Source organism: Arthrobacter sp. EpRS71 (genome assembly GCF_001512285.1).
GTDB lineage: Bacteria > Actinomycetota > Actinomycetes > Actinomycetales > Micrococcaceae > Arthrobacter.
In genome coordinates, this window is the sequence record NZ_LNUV01000006.1 from 296,459 (window position 1) to 320,268 (window position 23,810).

At 63.5% G+C, this 23,810-nt stretch carries 20 protein-coding genes and 1 riboswitch; of the genes, 9 read left to right on the top strand and 11 right to left on the bottom strand.

Annotated features, from left to right (window positions below):
* Window positions 1-182: 182 nt before the first annotated feature.
* The 3 genes from AR689_RS11615 to AR689_RS11625 all read right to left on the bottom strand — a co-directional run bounded on the left by AR689_RS11615 (window position 183) and on the right by AR689_RS11625 (window position 3,571).
* Window positions 183-1,025, bottom strand: coding sequence for an aggregation-promoting factor C-terminal-like domain-containing protein (locus AR689_RS11615; RefSeq protein WP_062070310.1), 843 nt, complete (start codon window positions 1,023-1,025; stop codon window positions 183-185).
* Window positions 1,026-1,028: 3 nt separating this feature from the next.
* Window positions 1,029-1,188: riboswitch (cyclic di-AMP (ydaO/yuaA leader) on the bottom strand.
* A gap of 100 nt (window positions 1,189-1,288) precedes the next feature.
* Complete coding sequence (locus AR689_RS11620) at window positions 1,289-2,827, bottom strand: sensor histidine kinase (protein ID WP_197412862.1); 1,539 nt, start codon at window positions 2,825-2,827, stop codon at window positions 1,289-1,291.
* 3 nt (window positions 2,828-2,830) lie between these two features.
* Window positions 2,831-3,571 carry a response regulator transcription factor gene (locus AR689_RS11625; RefSeq protein ID WP_024819582.1) on the bottom strand — a complete coding sequence of 247 codons (741 nt, stop codon included), beginning with the start codon at window positions 3,569-3,571 and terminating at the stop codon, window positions 2,831-2,833.
* A gap of 671 nt (window positions 3,572-4,242) precedes the next feature.
* On the opposite strand from AR689_RS11625, the gene AR689_RS11630 reads away from it, so the two are divergent.
* Together AR689_RS11630 and AR689_RS11635 are read left to right on the top strand one after the other, a co-directional pair.
* Window positions 4,243-5,109, top strand: coding sequence for a winged helix-turn-helix domain-containing protein (locus AR689_RS11630; protein ID WP_024819583.1), 867 nt, complete (start codon window positions 4,243-4,245; stop codon window positions 5,107-5,109).
* A gap of 270 nt (window positions 5,110-5,379) precedes the next feature.
* Window positions 5,380-5,904: a SixA phosphatase family protein gene (locus tag AR689_RS11635; RefSeq protein WP_062070315.1), complete on the top strand. Its 525-nt coding sequence runs from the start codon at window positions 5,380-5,382 to the stop codon at window positions 5,902-5,904.
* Between the two features lie 44 nt (window positions 5,905-5,948).
* Here AR689_RS11635 and AR689_RS11640 read toward each other — a convergent pair whose 3' ends face one another.
* Both AR689_RS11640 and AR689_RS11645 read right to left on the bottom strand, forming a co-directional pair.
* A complete protein-coding gene (locus AR689_RS11640; RefSeq protein ID WP_231745498.1) occupies window positions 5,949-6,275 on the bottom strand; it encodes a hypothetical protein in 327 nt (108 codons plus the stop codon).
* A 126-nt stretch (window positions 6,276-6,401) separates the two neighbouring features.
* Window positions 6,402-7,319, bottom strand: a complete 918-nt coding sequence (locus AR689_RS11645) for a LysR family transcriptional regulator (protein ID WP_062070317.1) — start codon at window positions 7,317-7,319, stop codon at window positions 6,402-6,404.
* Between the two features lie 72 nt (window positions 7,320-7,391).
* Between AR689_RS11645 and AR689_RS11650 the strand changes: the two genes are divergently transcribed.
* Complete coding sequence (locus AR689_RS11650; protein WP_502686017.1) at window positions 7,392-8,306, top strand: EamA family transporter; 915 nt, start codon at window positions 7,392-7,394, stop codon at window positions 8,304-8,306.
* Window positions 8,307-8,364: 58 nt separating this feature from the next.
* Here the strand turns inward: AR689_RS11650 and AR689_RS11655 are convergent, their stop codons facing one another.
* Both AR689_RS11655 and AR689_RS11660 read right to left on the bottom strand, forming a co-directional pair.
* Window positions 8,365-9,843 (bottom strand): gamma-aminobutyraldehyde dehydrogenase, encoded by a 1,479-nt coding sequence (locus AR689_RS11655; RefSeq protein ID WP_062070321.1) that lies wholly within the window; start codon window positions 9,841-9,843, stop codon window positions 8,365-8,367.
* 112 nt (window positions 9,844-9,955) lie between these two features.
* Complete coding sequence (locus tag AR689_RS11660) at window positions 9,956-10,636, bottom strand: TetR/AcrR family transcriptional regulator (protein WP_231745499.1); 681 nt, start codon at window positions 10,634-10,636, stop codon at window positions 9,956-9,958.
* A 196-nt stretch (window positions 10,637-10,832) separates the two neighbouring features.
* Between AR689_RS11660 and AR689_RS11665 the strand changes: the two genes are divergently transcribed.
* From AR689_RS11665 to AR689_RS11690, 6 genes are all read left to right on the top strand, one after another.
* The gene (locus AR689_RS11665) at window positions 10,833-12,530 is read left to right on the top strand and encodes an amidohydrolase (protein WP_062073758.1); all 1,698 of its coding nucleotides are present in this window, start codon (window positions 10,833-10,835) and stop codon (window positions 12,528-12,530) included.
* Window positions 12,527-14,224 (top strand): ABC transporter substrate-binding protein, encoded by a 1,698-nt coding sequence (locus AR689_RS11670; protein ID WP_062070325.1) that lies wholly within the window; start codon window positions 12,527-12,529, stop codon window positions 14,222-14,224. The genes AR689_RS11665 and AR689_RS11670 overlap by 4 nt, the downstream gene beginning before the upstream one ends.
* Before the next feature lies 1 nt (window position 14,225).
* Window positions 14,226-15,248, top strand: coding sequence for an ABC transporter permease (locus tag AR689_RS11675; protein ID WP_062070326.1), 1,023 nt, complete (start codon window positions 14,226-14,228; stop codon window positions 15,246-15,248).
* Window positions 15,245-16,102, top strand: a complete 858-nt coding sequence (locus tag AR689_RS11680) for an ABC transporter permease (RefSeq protein ID WP_062070329.1) — start codon at window positions 15,245-15,247, stop codon at window positions 16,100-16,102. The genes AR689_RS11675 and AR689_RS11680 overlap by 4 nt, the downstream gene beginning before the upstream one ends.
* Entirely contained in the window at window positions 16,099-17,715 is a 1,617-nt protein-coding gene (locus AR689_RS11685) for an ABC transporter ATP-binding protein (protein WP_062070331.1), read from the top strand. The genes AR689_RS11680 and AR689_RS11685 overlap by 4 nt, the downstream gene beginning before the upstream one ends.
* Before the next feature lie 72 nt (window positions 17,716-17,787).
* Window positions 17,788-19,206, top strand: coding sequence for an NAD(P)/FAD-dependent oxidoreductase (locus AR689_RS11690; protein WP_062070333.1), 1,419 nt, complete (start codon window positions 17,788-17,790; stop codon window positions 19,204-19,206).
* Window positions 19,207-19,380: 174 nt separating this feature from the next.
* Here the strand turns inward: AR689_RS11690 and AR689_RS11695 are convergent, their stop codons facing one another.
* The 4 genes from AR689_RS11695 to AR689_RS11710 form a co-directional block, all read right to left on the bottom strand.
* Window positions 19,381-20,040 carry a hypothetical protein gene (locus tag AR689_RS11695; RefSeq protein WP_231745501.1) on the bottom strand — a complete coding sequence of 220 codons (660 nt, stop codon included), beginning with the start codon at window positions 20,038-20,040 and terminating at the stop codon, window positions 19,381-19,383.
* 278 nt (window positions 20,041-20,318) lie between these two features.
* Window positions 20,319-20,963, bottom strand: a complete 645-nt coding sequence (locus AR689_RS11700) for a TetR/AcrR family transcriptional regulator (protein WP_062070337.1) — start codon at window positions 20,961-20,963, stop codon at window positions 20,319-20,321.
* A complete protein-coding gene (locus AR689_RS11705; RefSeq protein WP_062070339.1) occupies window positions 20,960-22,996 on the bottom strand; it encodes a YhgE/Pip domain-containing protein in 2,037 nt (678 codons plus the stop codon). The genes AR689_RS11700 and AR689_RS11705 overlap by 4 nt, the downstream gene beginning before the upstream one ends.
* A complete protein-coding gene (locus tag AR689_RS11710) occupies window positions 22,993-23,793 on the bottom strand; it encodes a hypothetical protein (RefSeq protein WP_062070341.1) in 801 nt (266 codons plus the stop codon). Before AR689_RS11710 ends, AR689_RS11705 begins: the two co-directional genes overlap by 4 nt.
* Window positions 23,794-23,810 lie beyond the last annotated feature (17 nt).

Sequence of the window (23,810 nt, forward strand, 5' to 3'; positions counted from 1 at the left end):
GGGCTTTAGGCGGAAGCTGTGACCCCACTGTGAACCATGGGCCGCGCCTGTGAAACGGGGGAGCACCTGTGAACCATGGGCCGCGCCTGTGAAACGGCAAAAGCCGCGCCCGTTCCCGCCATCCGCTCCAGTGGGTACTGGTGCGAACGGCGGCAACGGGCGCGGCAATGAAGCAGTCTGGCTTAGTACCAGTTGTTGGCCAAGTGGAAGCCCAGAGCGGCGGACGGGGATCCGTAGCGCTCCTTGATGTAGTTCAGGCCCCACTTGATCTGGGTCTGGTAGTTGGTCTGCCAGTCAGCACCAGCTGAGGCCATCTTTCCGGCCGGCAGGGACTGGACGATTCCGTAGGCGCCACTCGAAGCGTTCGTGGCAGTGGTCCTCCAATTGGATTCCTTCTCCCACAGGGTGTTCAGGGCGGTCATCTCGGCAGCGCTCCAGCCGTAGTTGCCCAGGATGCTCGCGGCGTAGGCCTTGGCAGCAGCGGGGTCGTCAACAGCTTTCGGGGCGGCAGCAGCAGCGGCAGCTTCCGCGGCGGCGGCGGCAGCAGCGGCGTCGGCGGCTTGCTTGGCAGCAGCGTCAGCGGCGGCCTTTTCAGCTGCGGCTTGGTCCGCGGCGGCCTTCTCGGCGGCGGCCTGCGCGGCTGCTGCCTGGTCAGCGGCAGCCTTCTCGGCGGCGGCCTTCTCAGCAGCTGCCTTGTCCGCGGCAGCCCGGTCGGCTGCGCCCTTGGCGGCGGCAGCATCGAGGGAAGCGGAGATTTCGGCTGACTTGTTGGTGCTGACCTGCGCGGCGGCCTGGGTGCCGGCGACGCGGCTCGCCTCAGGGAGGGTCAGTGCGGCGTTTGCGGCGGTTCCGAGCGATGCAACGCCCAGTGCGGCCGCTACAACACCGGCTACAACTGACATGCGGTGGCCGGACTTGCCCTGGCGGGCAGCGTTCTTGAGGACAGCCTGCGACTTGGTCAACGGGGCGTTGTGTTCGTCGCGGTGACGCGCGGAAGGGCGCGTCTGATCGTTAAATTCAGACATGTGATTACCTCTCAGCGCCTGCGGAGTTAGCTGTCGGGTTCGGATGAGGTCATCCGGCCGCGCATCACGCTGCGGCTTCACCCCAAGGACCGGCAAAATGCCTGGGTCCGGAGACTCTGGGTCCCCCGTCTCTGCCTCGGAGAAAGAACGGACTCCGGGAAGTGGCAGAGCTCGGCGCATCCCGGATGTGGGCCTGCTTGGGGCGACCCACCCTTTCGACGGTACAGGAGGTTTCCCGAGAAGTCACATTTAGGTAACAGAGATCACGACGTCGGTGAGTCGCCTTGCAGGCTTGACTGAACTTCTCCTGTGCTCACCGTGGGAAGTCTCAGGGCGAACTCGGTACGCCCCGGCCGGGAGGTCACTTCCACGGTGCCACCATGGGCGGCAACAATCGAATCCACAATCGAAAGGCCCAGCCCGGAGGTGCCTTCGGAGCCCGATCTTGCAGCGTCAGCGCGGGCAAACCGGGAGAAAATCCGGCCCTGAAAATCGTCCGGAATGCCCGGTCCGTTGTCCGTCACGGTGACCACGGCGCTGCCGTCGGCGGAGAGCATGACGCCCGTGACCACCGTGGTGCCGCGGTCGGTGTGTTTGCGCGCATTGGACAGGAGATTGGCCAGCACCTGGTGCAGTTGTGTTGCATCGCCGCGGACCGTCACAGGTTCATCGGGGAGCTGGAGTTGCCAGATGTGGTCCGGTGCCATGACTTTTTCGTCACTGACGGTTTCGATCACCAGCTGGGTAAGGTCCACGTCCTCGACCTTCACGGGCTGGCCCTCGTCCAGCCTGGCCAACAACAGAAGATCCTCCACCAAGGTGGTCATGCGTTCGGATTGGCTTTGGACCCTTGCCAGTGATTTACGGCCGTCATCGGTGAAAGTCTCGGTCATCCTCAGCAACTCGGTATAGCCACGGATTGCGGTGAGCGGTGTGCGGAGCTCGTGCGATGCATCAGCGACGAACTGGCGCACCTTGGTTTCGCTTTCCTGCCGTGCCTCCAGTGCGTTGGAGACGTTGTTCAGCATCAGGTTCAAAGCATGGCCAACGCTGCCCACTTCCGTTCCGGGATGAGCGGCCGACGCCGGTACGCGCACCGCAAGTGCCACCTCACCGGCGTCGAGGGGTAAGCGTGAAACCTTGGTGGCTACTTCGGAGAGCTGCTCCAGCGGGCGCATGGTCCGCCGGATAATCACTGTGCCCGCGAGTCCGATCAGCACCAATCCGCCCAACGAAACCAGCACCATGGTCCACACCAGCGAAGCCTCGGCGCTTTGCTTGTCCGCCAGAGGCAAACCTGTCACGATCACGTCGCCGTTGGTGTCCACTGCCACCAGCCTGTAATCGCCGTTGGACAGGGACCGATCCACGGGAAGGCTGTCCTTGGGGAGCGACAACAGGACTTGCTCGTCCGCTGCGGAGAGTGAAACGCGGTTGCCTTGGGCGTCGATCAGCCCAGAACTTCTCACGGTGGATCCATCGATCCTCGCATTGAGCGTTCCCGCCGCCTGGCCGCGCGCCTCCAGCGGGTCAGGCCTTCCGGAGGGGTTCGTAGGAAAGTTCGACGGCGGCCTGCCGAAGTCATTCGCGCGGCTGGACGCCTGCTCCAATTGCCTGTCGAGCTGCTTGTTAAAAACCATGTCCATGGATGCGTAGCTGACTATGCCGACAGCTCCACAAATAGCTACCAACAGGGCCATTGCCACCAGGACCAGCCGGGTGCGCAAATGCCAGGTGGACGGGTTGAGCCAGCTGCGCTGCGGGATTCCTGAGCTTCTGGCCACTCCTGAAAGCGTGCTCAACGCCTAGTCCGCTGGCTTGATGACGTATCCGGCGCCACGAATGGTGTGGATCATGGGCGGATGGTTGGCTTCGATCTTCTTGCGCAGGTAGGAGATGTAGAGCTCCACAATGTTGGCCTGGCCACCGAAGTCGTAGTCCCACACGCGGTCAAGGATCTGGGCTTTGCTGACCACCCGTTTGGGGTTCTCCATGAGGTAGCGCAAAAGCTCAAACTGCGTGGCAGTGAGCGGGATGTCCTCGCCGGCCCGGGTGACTTCGCGGGTGTCCACGTTCAAGGTGAGATCACCCACCACCAGCTCGGCAGTGTCCATGGCGGCCACCCCGGAACGCTGGACCAGGCGATGGAGGCGAAGGAGGACTTCTTCCATGCTGAACGGTTTGGTGACGTAATCGTCACCACCGGCGGCGAGTCCAACGATCCGGTCCTGCACGGCATCCTTGGCCGTGAGGAACAGTGCCGGAACTTCCGGGGCGAAGGTGCGGATGCGGTTGAGGACCTCCACGCCGTCGAAGCCCGGGAGCATGACGTCCAGGACCAGCACGTCAGGGCGGAAGTCCTTTGCAAGCTTCACCGCCTCGGGTCCGTCGCCAGCCACGGCCACGGACCACCCCGCCATCCGCAGGCCCATGCTCATGAGCTCGGCGAGGCTTGGTTCGTCGTCCACCACCAGGGCGCGGATCGGGGAGCCGTCCGGGTGGGACAGCTGGGGGAGGTTGTTGGTCATGGAGTGCGAGGAGGCCATGGGACAACTCTCCGTTCTGCTGGTTAGCCAGCGCTTTGCCGGTCCTGTGAGGACGCTGTGAAGTCAACACTAGCGAGGAGGGAGAAACAGGACACCCCTTCCGGGGCTGAACCTGAGGCGCCTCGGCGTCAGTTTCTACAGCTTGTAGCAGATTTTTCAGGAAAATTTGTTGGCGGAGGCTTTCCGCGATTGGACAGCAAATGTTTCAGATCGTGAGATTCCGCTGCGCGGCGCTTCCCGGGAAGGACGGTGCACATCATGCCCGATCTGCCGAATAATATTCACTTGAAGGCGAATATTTCTCGTTGCGACCGAATGAAATGCCATTCATTTATACCCACGGCTGAATTGTGATTTGCGGCACAATAGACCTCTGTGTCTCAAAATGTGGACGGTTCGGCGCTTTGTTACTTGCGTGTTGCCATTGTTACGTTGCACACTTCCAATGTGAACAAGAACTCAACAGCACCTGCAGCCGCAGCAACCTGGCCCAGCACACCCGCTGGCCATGATGACCGCTGTTGTCGAATGCAAGCCTAACTTTCCACCCCAAGAAGTTTCAGGCATTCGCCCCCTAGCCCAGCGTTGGGCGCCCCTCCCCAAACTCATTGCGGGGACAACCAGCATTCGAAGCCGCGATGACGGCTATTCACTTTTGAGGTAAGCACTCCATGTCAGTTGCATCTGGATACGTCCACATCTCCGTCCGTAACGCCAATAAGGCCGCATCGAACGCAGGGCTTCGCCCCGGCTTCGGTAACCGCCCCGGATACTCTCCGGCGCCGCAAGGGGCCGGTCAGCAGGCTCCCGGTTACGTACCGCAGGGCTACAACCCCAACTCCTATGGCCAGTTGCGCGCTGTCCCCACGGCAGAGCCGGCACCCATGACCGCGCCCACTCCCGTGATTGCGCAGTCGGATAAACTCCGCCCCGTTGCCAACGACAACGTGGCCCGCGGATTCGTCCTCTACATGGGTATTGACGAAGACACCGCAGCCGCCGCAGGAACGTCCATCGCCAAGCTCGCCCAGGAAATCCGGGCCTACGCTCAGTCCCTCGTGACCGGCGCGGAGAGCTACGCCGCCGTCGCAGTTGCCCCCGCCGGGGCACCCGGCTCAGCACTCGACGTCGTGCGTTCCACCTTCGGCGACCCCACCGTCGCCGCACGCCAGCGCACCGAAGCTGCCCGCCCCGCGCCCCAGCAGGAATCCCGCCCCTCCGGTGTGCTGATTGACCTCGCACGCCGCGAAGTGCACCTGGACGGCGAATCCCTGAACCTGACGTTCAAGGAATTCGAACTCCTCAACTACCTCGTGGAAAACGGCACCCGCACCGTGGGCCGCGATGAACTGCTTGAAGGCCTGTGGCGCAACGCCGAAGAGGTACCCAACGAGCGCACCATTGACGTCCACATCCGCCGCCTCCGCTCCAAGCTCGGCCGCCTCGCCAACACCGTCCGCACGGTCCGCGGCCAAGGCTACCGTTTCTACGAGCACCCCGAAGTTATCGTTTGGGCCGCTCCGGAATACTCGATCTAAGCATCACGCAGCTGAAAGCGCCTGTCCGGTAAGGGCGGGCGCTTTCGCTGTCGCGGGGGTGATCCAGTGTTGCTGTAACTCTCGCGGGACGACTCCTTTGCGTCTGCGCGCCAGGGGTTTGCGTGCCCCCGCCACCCACTTTGGCCGCGAAATGCCCTCAACGCGCCCGCTGCACGGCGTGTCCACGGGTGGTGGGCGTTCAAAGTTGGTGGTGGCGGCCCGGCGGGGCGTGGGGAAGCCCCGGCAGCCCGCGGCGGATAGGGTTGGGTTATGAGTGACCATCACATTAAGCGCCTGGTGATCATGCGGCATGCCAAGGCTGATTGGCCCACGGGTGTGCCTGATCATGAGCGTCCCTTGGAGGAGCGCGGGCACCGGGAGGCTCCCCTGGCCGGTAAATGGTTGCTCCAGAATGGTGTGGTGCCTGACTTCATTCTGTGCTCGTCAGCATTGAGAACCCGCCAGACCTGCACGTGGGTGTGCGACGAGTTGGGCGACAAAGCCCCCACCCCCAAACTTGAGGGCGGCCTGTACTCTGCTTCTGCCAACCGCATGTTGACCGTCATCAACCATGTTCCGGACACCGTGACCACGCTGATGGTTATTTCGCATATGCCGGGCGTCCAGGATCTTGCCATGCACCTGGCCTCCCGCGACTCTGACCACGATGCCTACATGGATGCCGCAACCAGGTACCCAACGAGTGCGTTGACGGTCCTGGAAACGGAAAAGTCGTGGGCTGAGCTGGACGGGCAGGACGCCCGGCTGACGCACTTCACGGTTCCCCGCACCTAGGTTCTGCGCCCGGCCGCGAACGCAGCTCCCGCGAAGGCAGCTCGCTAGTGCGAGGTTTCAGGGTCTCCGTAGGCCAGCTGCGGCATGCACATGCAGCGGATCTCGAACACCGGCAGGCCTGCGGCTTCTTCGCCGTGCCCGGTGGCGATGAGGTATTCGCCGTCGAACATGTACACCGGCAATTGTGGTGCCAGGTATTCGTTGTAGCGGCTGGGATAAACCCACTGGCCACGGATGTCGAACGCCGGAAGTGCGTAGGGGTCCCGCCGGTTATGGGCGCTCGGATAGAGTCCGTCGTCGATCATGACGTAGCTCACCAGACCATAGGTGTGATGGTGGTTCATGTCCGTGGGAAAGAGGATTGCTTCCACAGTGCGGGCCCCTTCGAGGAGTCGACGGCCGCGCTCCGGGCTGGCGCGGCGGCTAGGTAAGGTTAGCCTAAGCTAACAGATGGCCGGCCGTCGAATGTTCCACCGTGTGACGTTGATCGCCCTTGGTTATCCCTGGGGCAGGGGCAACTCTCCTGCCACCTCGCGCAGCATTCGAACGGCGATCCGGATATTGGGGCTGGCGGTCATGGTCTTCCGATACACCACGCCTACGGAGCGTTGCTGGGCGGGGTTGATCACCGGAATGGCAACCACTCCATCGGGAAGTGGGGGCCTGCCGAGTCGTGGAACCAGTGCCACCGCCACGCCTTGCTCCACCATGGCCACATGGGTGGAGAAGTCGGGATCGTAAATGCGGATGTCGGGGACTTTGCCAAGCCCTGCAAAGATCTGCAGCAAAGCCTCGTTGCAGATGGCACCCGCCGGGGTGCTGATCCAGGTCTCGTGGAGTAAATCTTCACGCTCGACGGCGGCGCTTCCGGACAGCGCGTGGGTGCTGTTGACGAGGACATCGGCTTGGTCGATGCAAAGGTCCTCAAGGACCAGGTTCTCCGGGATCACCAGGGGTACCGAGTTCCAGTTATGGACTACCGCGAGCTCCGCTTCGCCGGAGGCAACTCTTTGCACTGCCTCGCGGGGATCCTCGGCCAGTACGGTGATATCCAGAGTGGAGTGAGCGGCCGCCATGCGCCCCAGCATCGGCCCCACCAGACCTCGGCAGGCTGTGGAAAAAGCAACGAGCCTCAGCAGTCCGGAAGGTTTCGCGGGATCGGCCAGCAACGTGGCCTGGAGTTCTTCGAGCTCGCCCATGATCCGCCTGCCGTAGCCCGCCAACGCCAGGCCGCGCTCCGTGAGGAGCACGCCCCGGCCGTTGCGTTCCAGGACGGTCACGCCGGTTTGCTTCTCGAGTTTCTTGATCTGCTGCGACACCGCGGATGGGCTGAAACCCATGACGTCCGAGGCCGCAACGACCGAGCCGTGCTGCTCAACGGCCACGAGGGCCCGTAATGCCGAGATATCGATCATGAAGCAAATCTACGCTGTTCCATGTTGAATTCAACGCTGGTGCTTCAACCAAATCCGGGCCAGAGTGTACTTGTGAACCTTCGCCACTCCGCCCTTGCTCTTGCAGTCGCTGTCCTGTGGGGCATCAACTTCGTCGCCATTGACCTCGGCCTGCACACCAACGGCAGGGAAGTCCCGCCGCTGCTCTTCGTCGCCATGCGCTTCCTGCTGGTGGTGTTTCCCTTCATCCTGTTCATCCGCAAACCCGAGGTGGGCTGGAAGGCGATTATCGGCGTCGGGCTCTTCATGAGTGCCGGCCAATTCGGTCTCCTGTATTTGGGCATGGCCCTCGGGATGCCTGCGGGATTGGCATCGTTGGTCCTGCAGGCGCAGGTTCTGTTCACCATTGTGATTGCAGCGAGAGTCCTCGGTGAACGGCCGAGCCGCCGCCAAATGGCCGGGGTGGTGCTGGGCGTTGCCGGCCTGGCAGTGGTGGCGTTGGGTCGCAGTGCCGTGGCCCCTGTTCTTCCGCTCATGATCGTCCTGGCCGCAGCGTTGTCCTGGGCGGTAGGCAATGTGGTGGCCCGGCACTCCAAAGCCGCCTCCGGCCTGGGCCTGGTGGTGTGGTCCGGTGCGGTGGTTCCGGTCCCGTTGGCAGGTTTGTCGCTGATGGTGGACGGGCCGGACACCGTGTGGGCCACCCTCAGCGACCTGCAGCCGGCCACCATCCTGAGCGCCATCTACACGGCCGTGTTCGCGTCCCTGATTGGCTACGGCATCTGGAACCGGCTGTTGTCGCTGTACCCGAGTTCCGACGTCGTGCCCTTCACGCTCCTGGTCCCGGTGGTGGGGATGACGGCGGCCTGGCTGGTCCTTAACGAGATTCCCACGCTGACTGAAATTCTTGGCGGACTGATCCTGCTCTTGGGAGTTGCCACCGCAGTGCTCGGGGCCGGACGCACAGTCCGTCCCCAAACTCCCGTTGTGAGGCCCGCTCTGCGCCTCTAAATCCCCCAAAAGCACGCAGAGCAGGCCCCACAACGCGGATCCGGCAAGGCCAAGAGAGTCAGCGCAGCGAGAAGATGGTCCTGTGCCAGTCCTTTTCGGTGACGTCCTCCACCTCGAACATCACGTGCTTGACCTGCGTGTACTCCTCAAACGAGTAGGCAGACATGTCCTTACCGAAGCCGGATTGCTTGAAGCCTCCGTGGGGCATCTCGGAAATGATCGGAATGTGGTCGTTGACCCAGACGCAGCCGGCCTTGATCTCGCGGGTAGCCCGCAGAGCCCGCTGGAGGTTGGTGGTCCAGGCGGAGGCGGCCAGCCCGTAGACGGTGTCGTTGGCCAGATGGATGGCTTCGTCGTCGGTGTCGAAGGGAAGGACTACTAGAACGGGGCCAAAGACTTCGTCCTTGACGATTTCCGAGTCCGGAGCCGCATTAATCACCAGTGTGGGCCGGTAGAAGGCGCCGTTTTCCAAACCACCTTCCGTTGGAGCGTAACCGCCCGCCACGATCTTGCTGTATCCGCGGGCGCGCTCCACCATTGCCGCCACATGGTCCCGCTGCTTGAAGGAAACCAAGGGGCCGAGGTCCGCGTGGGTGTCCGCGGGGGCGCCAAGGACAATTCCCTCAAAGCGGGAGGCCACTTTCGCGACGAATTCCTCGTACACGCTGCGGTGCACAATGGCCCGTGTGGCAGCGGTGCAATCCTGGCCGGTGTTGATCAGTGAGCCGGCCACCGCGCCATGCACGGCAGCGTCCAGATTGGCGTCGTCGAACACCACGAAGGGTGCCTTGCCGCCCAACTCAAGGTGCACCCGCTTGGCGTTGACGGCAGCAGCTTCCAGCACGGTGCGTCCAACGGCAGTGGAGCCCGTGAAGGAGACCATGTCCACGTCCGGGTGCCGCATAAGTGCTGCCCCCACGGTGGCGCCGTCGCCCACCACCACGTTCACCACGCCGTCGGGCAGTCCCGCATCACTGAGCGCCTGCGCGAACATCAAGGACGTGAGCGGGGTGATCTCGGCGGGCTTGAGAACTATGGTGTTGCCGGCCGCGATGGCTGGAAGGACCTTCCACGCCGCCATTTGCAGCGGGTAGTTCCAGGGGGCGATGGACCCCACCACACCTATGGATTCCCGGCGGATGGAGGAGGTGTGCTGAGGCGAATACTCCGCGGTGGCCTTGCCTTCGAGGTGTCGTGAAGCTCCTGCGAAGAAGTCGATGTTGTCGATGGTCCCGGGGACGTCGAACTCCCTGGCCAGGCGAAGGGGTTTGCCCGTCTGCGAACTCTCAACCCGGGCGAATTCGTCGGCGCGGTCTTCCATGATGCGGGCGAATTTTTGCAGGATGCCGGCGCGTTCTCCCGGGGCTGTCCGGGACCAGCCAGGGTAGGCGCTGCGAGCGGCTGCCACCGCCGACTCCAGGTCCTCCAGTGAAGCGAGTCCCACTGTTTCCACCACCTCCGAGGTGGCCGGGTTGATGACGTTGAGGCTGTTTCCGGAGGTGCCGGAGAGCAGTTTTCCGTTAATGAACTGGTGCATGAGGGTACCGTGCTTTCCCTGCCGGGCGTCGCTGTCCGGGCAGTGCTGAATGAACGACGCCGGGTGGTGGCGTTCGTGCGGGGGTGGGGGGCGTTGCTGGTCAAGCGGCCGGTCAGGCCTGCTTGCTGCTTTCCCGTTCGGCGCTGTCCAGGATGGCAGCAAGACCGGCCTGGAATGCTTTGAGGGAGTCGAGGTTTTGCAGTGCTGCGTGGTGCTTTTCAAGCAGCGGGTGCCCGGTGATGCGTGTGAAAACCCTGGGGTTGAGCCAGGGGTCGTGGCCCTCGGAATCCGGGAGCCGCTGGATTTCCACTGCTATTCCGGCGCCGAGTGCAAGGGTGTAGCTTTCCAAGGCCGCGTAGTAGTGCACCACGCGATCCTCTGCCAGCCCGGCGTCGGTGAGGCATTGCAGAACGAACTCGATCGCCTTCAACTCGCCGGGGCCGTAGGTGTCCGTGGCGAACGATTCGCTCCCCAACGATGGATGCTGCATGAAGGCTTTGAGGAGTTGGTCGAGGTACGCCTCCAGCCGGGCACGCCAGTGGTGATCCCGTGCGGTGGCCAGTGTGCGCTCCACGGACATCATGAACAGTTGGTCCAGTGCTGCCCTGACAATCGCGTCCCGGTTCCGGAAGTGACGGTAGACGGCGGTGGCGTCCACCTCGAGTTCCTGTCCCAGCCGGCGGACTGTTAGCCGTTCCCCGAGTTCCAGGCTCGAAATCCGCAGGACGGCGTCAATGATGGTGACAGGGTCCAGGCGCGTACGGCGGTCCGTCGACTGTGCTGGCTGCACCATCAGTTGTCCGCCTTCCATGCGATCCCCGGTTGAATATCAACCTACATGATTCATGGCCTCCTCCTTTCACGTTCACGTCAACTTTCCAGGTCCAGTCAAAGTCTTTGTCAGCATTGATGTCAACACTGTTGACTTTAATGTGATCCGGCTCATAGTGTGTCTCGCAGAGTTGAATTTCCCTCGAAAGGACTCCACCGTGCACGCAGAGATTTTGTTTGAGAACGGGTGGGTATACACCGGCAACGACGCCGGACCCCTCCGCGCAAACCTGGCACTAGCCGAAGGCCGGATTATCGCCGTCGGAACACCCGAGAACGTCAACGGAACTGTCACCCCGGAGACCCGCAGAGTGGATCTGCAGGGTCAACTGGTGGTACCCGGCTTCCAGGACGCCCACATCCACCCCATCTTCGCCGGGATCGAGTTGCTGCAGTGTGACCTGACGGAGACCACCAGCGCAGAGGAAGCGGTGGCACGTGTTGCCCGCTACGCGGCGGAAAACCCTGACGAACCCTGGATCCTGGGCGCCGGATGGTCCATGGACTTCTTCACCGGAGGCACTCCCACGCGTGACCTGCTGGACGCCGTGGTGCCGGACCGGCCCGTTTACCTCATCAACCGGGACCACCACGGGGCATGGGCCAACACCGCAGCTTTTGCGGCCGCGGGGATCAGTGCGGAAACGCCTGACCCGGAGGGTGGACGGCTGGAACGCGAAGAGGACGGGACACCGGCGGGCACAGTTCATGAGGGTGCCATGGACCTCTTCACTGCGGCCAAACCGGCAGTGCCTTACGAGTTGGCGTACCAGGGCCTGCTCGCGTCCCAGAAACTGCTCCTGGCGCAGGGCATTACTGCCTGGCAGGACGCCTGGGTTCCCATCCCGGAGGGCGAACATGCCGATCACTTGGACGTCTACATGAACGCGGCCAAAGCAGGAGACCTCAAAGCCCGGGTCACCGCATGTCAGTGGTGGGACCGCACGGCCGGGATGGGCCAGCTGGACGCGATCGTGGAACGCCGGGATAGGACCGCCAGCACTTTCGATCACCTTCAGCTCAACGCCAACACCGTCAAAGTCATGGTGGATGGTGTGGCCGAGAACTACACAGCCGCCATGCACCACGTCTACCTCGATCACCATGGACACCACACGGACAACCGGGGCATCGAGTTCTTCGAACCGGATGAGCTGAAGGAATTCGTCACTGCCATTGACGCATCCGGCATGCAGGTTCACTTTCACGCACTGGGAGACCGCGCCGTGACTGACGCCTTGGACGCGCTCGAGGCAGCGCGGAACAGCAACGGGCCCAACGATCACCGACACCACCTGGCCCACCTGCAGATGGTCCGCAGCGAGGACGTTCCCCGTTTTGCCGGATTGAATGCTGCGGCCAACATGCAGGCTCTCTGGGCCTGCCACGAAGAACAGATGGATACCCTGACCCTGCCGTTCCTTGAGCCCGGCGTCGAGGAAAGGCACTACCCCTTCGGCGAACTGGCGGCGGCCGGCGCCCGCTTGGTGGCAGGAAGCGACTGGCCGGTCTCCACGGCAGACCCCATCGCGGCCATCCACGTCGCAGTCAACCGCGCAGCACCGGAGGAGGACCTGCCCCCGCTCGGTCCTGAATCACAAAAGCTCAGCCTCAAGCAGATCCTGGATGCCTACACTCATGGCTCCGCCTGGATCAACCATCTGGACGCTGAAACGGGCACGTTGGAGCCGGGAAAACTCGCAGACCTTGCCGTGCTGGACCTGAACGTCTTTGACCTCCCGGCCGAGGAACTACACCGTGCGGTGGTGACGCAGACGTGGATTGGGGGCGAATGCGTTTACGACCGCGCAACAGCCCGGGACCAGCACGTCCAGCCCGCGCCGGTGATGCCATGAAACCGCCAACAGCGCCCCTGCCTGCGAAAGGTGCCGTGCGCTCCAAACAGCGGACGACGCCGTCGCGCATCACCGCGGTGGGTGTCGCCGCCGTCGTGGCCGGCTTGGTCCTGGGCGGCTGTGGCGTCCGGCCCGCCAGCGTGACGGACGCCGCGGACGGAGCCAAGTTCACCATGTCCGACTCCACTCCGGCCCCAAGCAAAGAGATCGATAACTTCAACTGGGCCATGTACGCGGAGCCGTTCTCCCTGGATTACGCGTACGCCTTCGACTACCCGGACAACACTGTCCTGTCCAATGTGTGTGAGTCGCTGTTCCGTTGGAACGCGGACCTCTCCACGTCGCCGGGCCTGGCCACCCGCGTGGAGAATCCGGATCCGTTGACGTGGGTTTACACCATCCGGCAGGGCGTGAAGTTTCACGACGGCAGCGAGATGACGGCGGACGATGTTGTGGCCTCCCTGAGCCGCCACGTGGACCCCGAAGTGGGCTCCTTCTGGGCCTCTGCCTACCAGAACGTGGAGTCCATCGAGAAGACCGGCGACTACCAGGTCACGGTGACCACCACCAAGCCGGATTACGTGTTCAACGCGTCCTTGGTGGGTGCCACTGGCGTGGTGGAGTCCGCCAAAACGCTGGCAGCGGCGGGCAAGGATTACGGCAACTCAAGCACCGGGGTGAACTGCACCGGCCCCTTCGCGTTCGGGCAATGGGAAGCCGGGGAAAGCATCACCCTCAAACGGTTCGAGGACTACTGGGACCCGGAACTCAAAGCCAGATCAGCCCAGGTCACGTTCAAGATGCTGCCCGATGCCACGTCCCGGATCAACGCGTTCCAGACCGGCGAAATAGACGGTGGCTTCGCGATCCCGTCCAATGCCATGGACATCCTGAAGGCCAACAAAGACGCCGGGTCGCTGTACTTCGGCGAGGATACGTCGGTGCAAAGCATGGTCTTCACCAACCTCGCCGGCACGTTCAAGGACGTCCGGGTCCGCAAGGCGTTGATGCTGGCCATCAATCGTGAAGCCTTGATCAAGGCGGCCGAGCAGGGCTATGCGAAGAAAACGGACGCGTTGACCACTCGAAGCGTGTGGAAGGACGTACCGTCCCAGACTGCGGACGAGGCTTTCGGCGGACTCCTCTCAACGCCCTATGACCTGGAAGAAGCGAAGAAACTCATCAAGGAAGCAGGGGCCGAGGGCAGCAAGTTCGTGTTCGCCACCGCCTCACTGAACGCAGCATTCGACATCACGGCCCGGGCCATTGCCTCCGCGGCCAAGGAGATCGGCCTGGACCCTGAAATCCAGACCATGTCCAACGACAAATACACCACCCTCTTCTCCGACCCCGAGGCCCGCAGGAACGTGGACCTTCTGGTGACGTCCTGGTACCTCTCCAGCACCGAGCCCCTGGAAATGTACAGCGTGCTGCGCACCGGCGATTTCAGCAACTACGGCGGCTGGAGCAACCCGGAATTCGATGACCTGGTCAACACCGCGTACACCGTGCAGGACCCGGACGCGCGGGGCAAGCTCACGGGCCAGGCCGCCAAGCTGGCCGCCGATGACGTGGTGTGGGGCCCCCTCTATGAGACCGTCACGTCCATGTGGCTGGGTAAGCGCATCACCGGGGCGGACCCGTCCATCAACTACATGTACTTCCCGTGGGCAGCCCAGATAGGAGGTCGCTGACATGACCGCCACCGATCACGTACAAGCGCCGGCCCCGGCTGCCCCCACCCGCAAACGTGCCAGAGACAGGGTTCGTCCCGTTCTCTTCATCGCCAAGAAGGTTCTGTCCTTAGTGGCCACCCTCTTCGTTGCCTCATTGGCCGTGTTCTTCTCACGCTTCCTGGTTCCCGGCGATCCCGCACGGTTCCTGCTGAGGGGACGCAGCCCCAAGCCTGAGGCGCTCGAAGAGATCACCCGGCAGTTCGGCCTGGATAAACCGGCCTGGGAACAGTACCTGAACTGGCTCGGGGGCATTCTCCACGGGGATTGGGGCCGCTCGCTGACCTACCGCCAGGACGTCTCGGACGTCCTGCTCGGACGGCTGCCCACCACACTGCAGCTCGTGGCGCTCGCCGCAGTTTTCATCACTGTCCTGGGCCTGTTTGCCGGCATCGTGGCCAGCCTGAACAAAGGCTTCGGTGACCGCTTCATCCTCATCACCCTCACCGCCGCCGGTGCCGTTCCGCCGTTTGTGGCAGCCATCGCCTTGGTAGCGCTCTTCTCCGTGGGCTTGGGCTGGTTCCCCTCTTTTGGAAGCGGCGACGGCGGATGGGACCGGATCTGGCATCTCACCCTCCCGGCACTCGCCTTGGGCATCACCTACATCGCCATGGTGGCCAGAGTGACCCGTTCCTCCATGAACGAGCAACTGCTCCGCGAACACGTTGAGGTAGCCACCAGCCGCGGCCTCACCCGTGGATCCGTGGTGGCACGCCACGTCCTGCGCAATGCCATGGGACCCATCCTGACCGTGAGCGGCGTCCTGGTGGCCGGACTTCTGGTCTCCAGCGCCATCATCGAGCGGACCTTTGGCCTCTCCGGCATCGGGCAACTCCTGGTGCAGTCCATCGACAGGCTGGACTTCGGTGTTGTCCAAGCGATCGTCATGGTGGTGGTTGCAGCCTTCGTCCTGGTCAACACCGTGGTGGACCTTGTCCAACCCCTCATTGATCCGCGGATCGCGGCCGGAACGGAGTCCCGATGACGTTAGCCATCCACCTGCCACAGGCGGGGCTTCGCCGTTACGGCAGCCTCTTGTCACCCATGGCGTGGGGCGCGCTCGCCGTTGCCGCCGTCGTCGTACTTCTTTCACTTTTCGCCCCGGTCCTGGCGCCGTACGACCCCGACTACGTGGACCTCAACAACGTTCTCGCCGGTCCCGGTGGACAGCACCTGCTGGGGACCGACGCTCTGGGCCGTGATCTCCTCAGCCGGCTGATGCACGGCGGGCGGACCTCGCTGTTGGGGCCCACCATCGTGGTGATCGGATCCACCGTTCTGGGCCTGCTGCTAGGACTGGTGGCCGGCTGGTCCGAGGGCTGGCTGGGCAAGGTTTTGGGCCGTCTTTTCGATCTTCTCTTTGCTTTTCCCGCGCTGCTCATGGCCATGCTTGCCATCGCCTTGTTCGGTAAAGGGCTCTTTGCACCCATCCTGGCCATGACCATCGCGTACGTTCCTTACGTTGCCAGGCTGGCGCAGTCCTTGGTGGTGGCTGAGCGCAGCAGGCCGTACGTTCAGGCGTACCGGGTGCTCGGATTCCGGACGCCCTGGGTGGTGCTGGGACGGGTTCTCCCCAACCTGATCCCCACTGTTGGCGCACAGTCAACACTGAACTTCGGCTATGTGCTGGCCGACCTTGCGGCGCTCTCCTTCATTGGGCTCGGCGTGCAACCGCCCACCAGCGACTGGGGCGCCATGATCGAGGAATCCCGGGGCGCCCTGCTGGGCGGCCACATCCTCCCCGCCTTCTGGCCCGCGTTGGTGGTGGTCCTGGTGGTGGTTGCCGTCAACGTCATCGGCGAGGAACTCTCAGACCGCATCGGAGGAAAACTTTCATGAGCCAGCTCTTGCAGATCGAAAACTTTACGCTCGGCTTTCCGGGCAGGCCGCCGCTGCTGGACAGTGTCTCCCTGCACGTGAACGACGGCGAAGCTGTCGCCTTGGTGGGGGAGTCCGGCTCAGGTAAGTCGCTGACCACCCGTGCCGCGCTGGGGTTGCTTCCCGGCGGTTCGGAGTCCTCCGGCCTGGTATCGGTTCAGGGCCTGGATACTCTGACGGCCAGCAAACAACGCCTCATGGAACTGCGCCGGAGACACGCGTCCATGATCTTCCAGGACCCCAGAGCCGGGATCAATCCCGTCCGGACCGTAGGGGATTTCCTCACAGAAACCTTGGTGAGGCTTGATGGGTTGTCCCGGGCCGAGGCCACTGAACGGGCCGTGGCGCAACTGGAGCAGGTGGGTCTTCGGCGGGCGGGTGGGCTCATGGATCAGCACCCGCACCAGCTCTCCGGCGGGATGCTCCAACGCGTCATGATCGCCGCGGCACTCCTGAACTCACCGGATCTGTTGCTGTGTGACGAGCCCACCACCGCCCAGGACGTCACCACACAGGCGGGGATTGTGAAGCTCCTGCGTGAAGAACAGCAGTCGCGGGGGATGGGCATGCTCTTCATCACCCACGACCTCAACCTTGCCGCCAGCTTGTGCGAACGCGTCTACGTCCTTCGCCGCGGCGAAGTGGTGGAACACGGACCAACCCGGACTGTGTTCCTGACCCCTGAGCAGGACTACACACGGCAGTTGGTGGAGGCGACACCCGTCATTGAGACCGGCGCTGGCTCTTCTGTGGCGGCGGTTCCCGGGCTGGACCCAACCCCTCTGCTGAAAGTCTCAGGGCTGTCCAAGACGTACCAACTTCCCCGCGGCGGGACTGTCACCGCCCTGGAGGGGGCCGATTTCAGCCTGCCTGAGGGCGGATCCCTGGGCATCGTGGGTGAGTCCGGTTCCGGAAAGTCCACCCTCGCCCGGCTGGTGGTGGCACTGGAAACCCCCACGTCCGGTGAACTCACCCTGCGGGACATCCCCCGTCCGCAGCGCCCACTGAGAGCCTCCGAACGGAAAGCCTTGGCTAAGGAGGTCCAGATAGTGTTCCAGGATCCCTACCTGTCCTTGGACCCGCGCATCCCGGTAGGTAACGCCGTGGCCGACGTCTTCCGCCTGCATCAGAAACAGGGGCGCAAGGAAGCCAAGGAAAGTTCCCGCAGCCTGCTGGGCCGGGTGGGAATCGGGCCTGAACGCTTCGATGCCCTGCCCCGAGCACTCTCGGGTGGACAGCGGCAACGTGTCGCGTTGGCAAAAGCACTCGCTGCCCGCCCACGACTCCTGGTTCTGGACGAAGCCACCAGCGCCTTGGACGTCTCTGTTCAGGCCCAGGTGCTGGAGCTGGTGGAGGAACTGCGGGACCAGCTGGGACTGACCATCCTGTTCGTCACCCATGACCTGGCTGTGGTCTCGCGCTTGTGCTCGGAAGTAGTGGTGATGCATCAAGGACGGATCGTGGAGCAAGGGCCCACTGCCCGAATCCTTGAGGACCCCGGAGACCACTACACGAGGAACCTCATCGCCTCGCGTCCCCGGCCCTTGTGGGACGCCGAACCGGTCACCGCCTAAGAAGCAACGGCCCTGGCCACCAACAACAGTCCCGGCGCCCCATCAGTGCGCCTAGAAGCAGGAGAATTTCCCGTGAATACCACCGTTTTCGAACGGAATGTCCCCCAAGCCACCGTCGTGGCCCGTGCCTTGGAAGGTGCGGCCCACCGGCCCTTCTGGATCGACCACCTCAAGGACTCAGCAACCCGCTACCCACAGCTCGACGGCGATGCTGCCGCCGATCTGGTGATCGTCGGCGGCGGCTACACCGGCTTGTGGACAGCGCTGCGCGCCAAGGAACGCGAGCCTGGCCGGACCGTGATCCTGCTGGAAGGGGAACGGGTGGCATGGGCAGCGTCGGGCCGCAACGGCGGCTTCTGCGAGGCGAGCCTCACCCACGGCCACGAGAACGGCAAAAACCGTTGGCCCTCCGAGTTGGAAGTGCTGGACCGGCTGGGCATGGACAACCTGGACCGCATGCAGGAAGCCGTGGAGAAGTACGGCATGGACTGCGAGTGGGAACGCACAGGTGAGCTCAACGTCGCAGTGGAACCGCACCAGGTGGCCTGGCTCCAGCAGGACGACACCCCCGGCAGCGTTTTCCTGGACCAGGAGGCGGTTCGGGCGGAGGTTAATTCCCCCACCTATCTGGCGGGCCGCTGGCATAAGGACTCTGTGGCCATGGTCCACCCGTACAAATTGGGACTTGAGTTGGCGCGGGTGGCTCATGAGCTCGGCGTGGTCATCCATGAGGGAACCCGTGTGCGGGAGCTGAAGGACCACGAGCACGGCGTCACCGTGGTCACGGAGCGCGGGAATGTGGAAGCGGCGCACGTGGTCCTCGGCACCAACGTGTTTCCGTCACTTCTGAAGCGGAACCAGCTCATGACAGTGCCGGTGTACGACTACGCGCTCATGACCGAGCCCCTCACCGCAGAGCAGTTGGACTCCATCGGCTGGGGCAAACGGCAGGGCATTGGGGACGTCGCCAACCAGTTCCACTATTACCGGATCACCAAGGACCATCGGATCCTGTTCGGAGGCTACGATGCCCTCTACTTCTGGGGGCGCCGTGTGGACCAAAAGCACGAGCACCAGCCGGCGACATGGGAGAAGATCGCCTCGCACTTCTTCACCACCTTCCCGCAGCTCGAAGGGCTGAAGTTCACCCATAAGTGGGCCGGACCCATTGATTCGAGCACGCAATTCTGTGCCTTCTTCGGAACGGCGCGGAAGGGACGGGTAGCGTACGCGGCAGGTTTCACGGGACTCGGAGTGGGAGCCACCGCCTTCGCCGCCGACGTCCTCCTGGACCTCTTGGATGGTCTGGACACCGAGCGCACCCGGCTGGACATGGTCCGGAAACGGCCGCTGCCCTTCCCGCCTGAGCCGCTGGCGTCCCTGGGCATCAACCTGACGCGGTGGTCCATGGACCGGGCAGATCACAACCAAGGGAAGCGGAACCTCATCCTCAAAGCCCTCGACGCCGTGGGACTGGGCTTCGACTCCTGACCCCGCCCCCTACCCCTGTTGTGGTCTCGTTGTGGGGCCTGCTTTGCGCCTTTGGGTCCCGTGTTGGGGCGCAGAGTGGGCCTCGCAACGAAAGGTGGTGTTGTTGTGGGGCCTGTTGTGCGTGTTTGGGTCCCGTGTTGGGGCGCAGAGTGGGCCTCGCAACGAAAGGTGGTGTTAGCGCTTCGGGGCCGGCTTGCGTTGAGGGGAAGCGCTCGACGTCGGACGCTTGGCTGGCGCTGCTGGCGTGCGGGGTGCGGGACGCTTCACGAGGGTGGTCTTCGCTGCTTCGCTTGCCTTGGCTGCGGTCGAGGCACGCGGCGATGCTGCGGGACGTTTGCCCGGTACAGGTGTGCGGGAAACAGGTTTGCGTGCAGCCGATCGACGTTTGGCCGGGCTCGCAGGCTTTCGAACAGGGGACACAGCCCGTGAACCGAACGACGGCACCACCGCGCCGAGGAACATCACTGCCAGGGTGCCCGCACCCGCCATGACGGCCAAGTAAAAGTAGATGTCCGAATCGCGGGTGCTGGCAGCACTGCCCAGCGGAGCACCGCCCAGGGCGTTGGCATCCTGGTTGAACGCGATGCCCCACATCCGCAGGAACGCGATGCTGCAGCCTATGAACAGGCTGGTTCCGGCTGCACCCAGAAGTACCACGAGGTAACGCCGCCGGTTGAAGATCTGCACGAGGGAGGCCAAATAGCAGACCAGAACAGCGCCAAGGAACAAGTACAGGACCAGTTCCTCGAGCACCACGGCGGCCAGCACCAACAGCCCCAGCGATACGAAGGCGGCCACCACCGCAAGCTTCCCACTGTTCCCCATGTGACGCATGAGGTTAATCATCGCCGACCAAGTGGCTACGCCACGCCGTCGTACATTGCAGTTGGATACCGTTGCGGGGCCTGCTTTGCGCCTCAATAGCCAAAGATAGGGCGCAGATCGGGCCACGCAACGGGCGTCCGTTTGTTTGTGAGGCCTGCTTTGCGCCTCAATAGCCAAAGATAGGGCGCAGATCGGGCCACGCAACGGGCGTCCGTTTGTTTGTGAGGCCTGCTTTGCGCCTCAATAGCCAAACATAGCGCGCAGATCGGGCGCTGCAACGGGAAGGCTTACCTGATCACATACCCGTGCATGATGGTCATCACGGCTGCGACGCTTTGCTCGCGGGTGCGCTCGGGGTTGTACGTTTGCCGGTCCAGGCCCACCACGAAGATGGCTCCGAAGATCGCTGCCTCCAAAGAACCGCGGGCAATCGATTCATCAACCTTGTAACCCGCCGCGACGCTCTCGACGGCCGAGCCGATCACGGCCAGGAGTTCAGCCCGAAGCTCGGCAAATACGGCGCTCCACTCACCGGGTGTCCGCCAGTTTTCGCTCACCCAGAGGCGGGCGAAGGAGGGGTAATCGTCCATGAACTCCATGGCCTGTCCCACCATGTTGTTCATGGACTCCAGGGGGTCGGTGCTCTGTCCGCGGACGTCTTGCAGCCTGGCCAGCATGATGTCCACACCATGCCGCAGCAACTGCGCGATCAGATCGGATTTGCTGCCGAAGTTGTAGTAGACAGTCCCCTTGGACACCCCGGCGGCGGCCGCAATCTCATCCACGGTCACCCCAGCAGCACCGCGTTCGCCGATCAACTCCATGGAAGCTTCAAACAGGCGCTGCTTGGTGGCGTTGGTGCGGCCCGGGCGGAGTTTCTTCTCCGACAGGCCGGCGTCGGTTGCGGAAGGGAGCGGCTCGGTGGTGCTCATACTGCGATCTCCGGCTTCAGGGTCTTGAGGGTCCACACTTTGTGTTTGCGGACGGCGAGCGTGGACAGCGCCATTCCCAGCAAAGTGTATCCAAGCAGGCCAAGGACCGTGGGCCAGATCATGCTGAGCTCACCGCCGTAGATCAGGTGACGCATGCCGGTCACCACGTATCCCATGGGCAGGACTTCGTGCACCACATGGAGCGGCATGGGCGTGGTCTGCCACGGGAACGTACCGCCCGAGGAAACGAGTTGCAGGACCAACAGGATCAGCACCACAAACTTTCCGGGCGTCCCCATGAGTGCCACGATGCCTTGGATGATCGCGCTGAAGGCCATCACCGCGGCCAACATGAACAGCCACATTCCGATGGGGTGTGCGGGGTTCAAGCCGAGGCCAAGGTTCACTACCAGGGTGAGGATGGTGGCCTGCAGGACCGAGACCACGAAGAACGGCAGCCAGCCTCCGACGGCGATTTTCCAAGCGGGGGCGTTCGACGCCAAGGCCCGCTGGGTGATGGGTCGCATGGCCTGGACCAGCATGAATACGCCGATCCAGAGGGCCAGTGTGAGGAAGAACGGTGCCAGCCCGGCGCCATAGGATCCAGCCTTGGCCTGGGACACATTGTCCACGGCCACCGGATCCGCGATCACCTTGGACACACTGTTTTTCTGCTCATCGTTCGGGTTGGGGATGTCTCCCGCGCCCTTGGCGAGCTCGGTGGCCAGCGTGTGTGAGCCATCGGACGCGGTCACTGCGCCGCTGGCGAGCTGGCCTGCACCGTCGTCCAACTGGTGGGCGCCGTCGTCGAGTTTGGCTGCGCCGTCCAAGGCGGTCTGCTGCCCGGCGGCCAGCGTTGATGCGCCCGCGTTGAGCTGGCCCGCTCCGGAGGCTGCCTTGGAGATCGCGTCGGTCAGCGCTGGCGTGGCGGCGGCCAGCTTGGAGGCTCCGGCGCTCACAGCGGCTGAACCGTCGGAGAGCTGCTGGATTTTGGCAGCGTCACCGGCAATTTTTGCCTTCGCATCGGTGACGGGGCTCGACGCTGCGGCAGCATCAAAGTCTGCCAGGACCTTGTCGGCCTGCTCCTGTGTCAGCACACCGGCAGCGACCAGTCGCGCATTAGATTCGAGCACGCGGGTACGGAGGCCCTTGTCTGCCGCTTCCAGCTGCCCGACGACGTCCTGGACTTTCGTGTTCAGCTCGGCGTTTCCGGCGGCTACTTGGGCGGCGCCATCAGCGAGCTTTTGGGAGTCCGCAGGCAGGGTGGCCGTCTTGTTCTTCAGTTCGTTCAGGCCGGAGCTCAACTGGCCCGCGCCGGTGTTCAACTGCACAGCACCATCGCGCAATTGGGTTTGCCCGGCCACGAGTTGGTCCGCGCCGGTGACCAGCTGGGTGGTGCCGGTGTGCAGTGTGGCGGCGCCATCACTGAGTTTCCCCACACCCGTGGCCAACTCCGAGGCACCATCGGCGGCTTTCACGATGGACGCATGGATGGTGCCAAAACCGGTGAGGAGCTGGTTGGCGGTTTCCTCTCCCACTTCCTTGGCGACAGTGGAGTGCACTGCCGTGGTGAGCTTGTCCACGATGGTGCTCAGGAGATAGTTGTTGGCGTCGTTGGTGGTGACGTGCAGCATGGCCTGGTTGGCGGCGTCGAAACTGCCGGGGGAGACCAGGTTGGCCGAGAAATCCTTGGGAATGCGCAGGGCGAAGGCGTACTCACCCGTGCGGACACCGGCATCCGCATCCTCAGCGCTGGAGACCTGTTTCCAGTTGAAGACGTGACCGTCCACCAGGCTGTCTGCCACCTTCTTGCCGGCCTGCAGTTCCGTGCCGTCTTTTGAGGTGGCGCCCGTGTCTTCAACCACCAAGGCGGCGTCGATCTGGTTCAGGTTGCCGTACGGATCCCAGTTCGCGTAAAGGTACACCGCGCCGTATAGCAGCGGAACCATGGTGAGGGCGAGGATGGTCAGCTTGGGCAGGAGCCCGCCGGTCATGCGCTTGAGTTCGGAGCGGGCCAGCCGCAGAACAGTCACTTTGCAGTCCTTTGAAGGTTTTCGGATTCAGCGTGGGCAGCCGATGTGGTTTCAGGCGCCGGTTGGGCGGCATGCTTGGCTTTGGGCTCAGTTTCGGGCTCGGTTTTGGGTTCGACGACGGCCGCTGGCTTGGGCTGGGTCGGCGCGCCTTCCGTCTCCGGTTCAGGAGGATGCGTCACTGAGTTTCCGATCACCGCAGCGGCTCCGGTCCAGTTGTCCGGGAGGGCACCGACGACGGCGACGACGGCAAGCGGCCGCCCGGCGTCGGACGCCAATGCCTGAAGCCGGGGCAACCAGGCCGAGGGATCGGCGCTGTGGCGGTCCGGGGAGTCCACCACGAGGAGGTCCGTGGCCGGATCTGCCAAGGCGAGCGCGGTGAGGAGTTCCAGTCGGCGAGCGGCGGGAATTTGTTCTATCCAGAGTCCGGCGATGTCTTCAAAGCTGTTGACCTTCAGCCACGGTTTGCTCAGCAGCGCGCCGCGGTAACGGCGGGGGATGAGGGAGAGGTCCTCGGTGACGAGGTCGCGGACGCTGAGGTGCTGCTCGGGTTCGTTGACGCCGGGAGAGTCCACCAAGGCGCTGGCGAGGCGGATCCTCTTGGTTTTGGTGGTGGTGTCCCAGCTGAGGACGCCGTTGCTGGGCTTCATGCGGCCGCTCAAAGCCAACGCCAAAGCTGTCCGTTGGTCTTGGCCCTCTCCAGTGATGAGCAGGAGTTCGCCGCGGCGGACGTGAAGTGACGTTGCCGGAAGGAGATCGCCCCGGCGGCCGTTGATCTGAAGTTGCTGTACGGACAGCACGATGAAGCCTTTCGCAG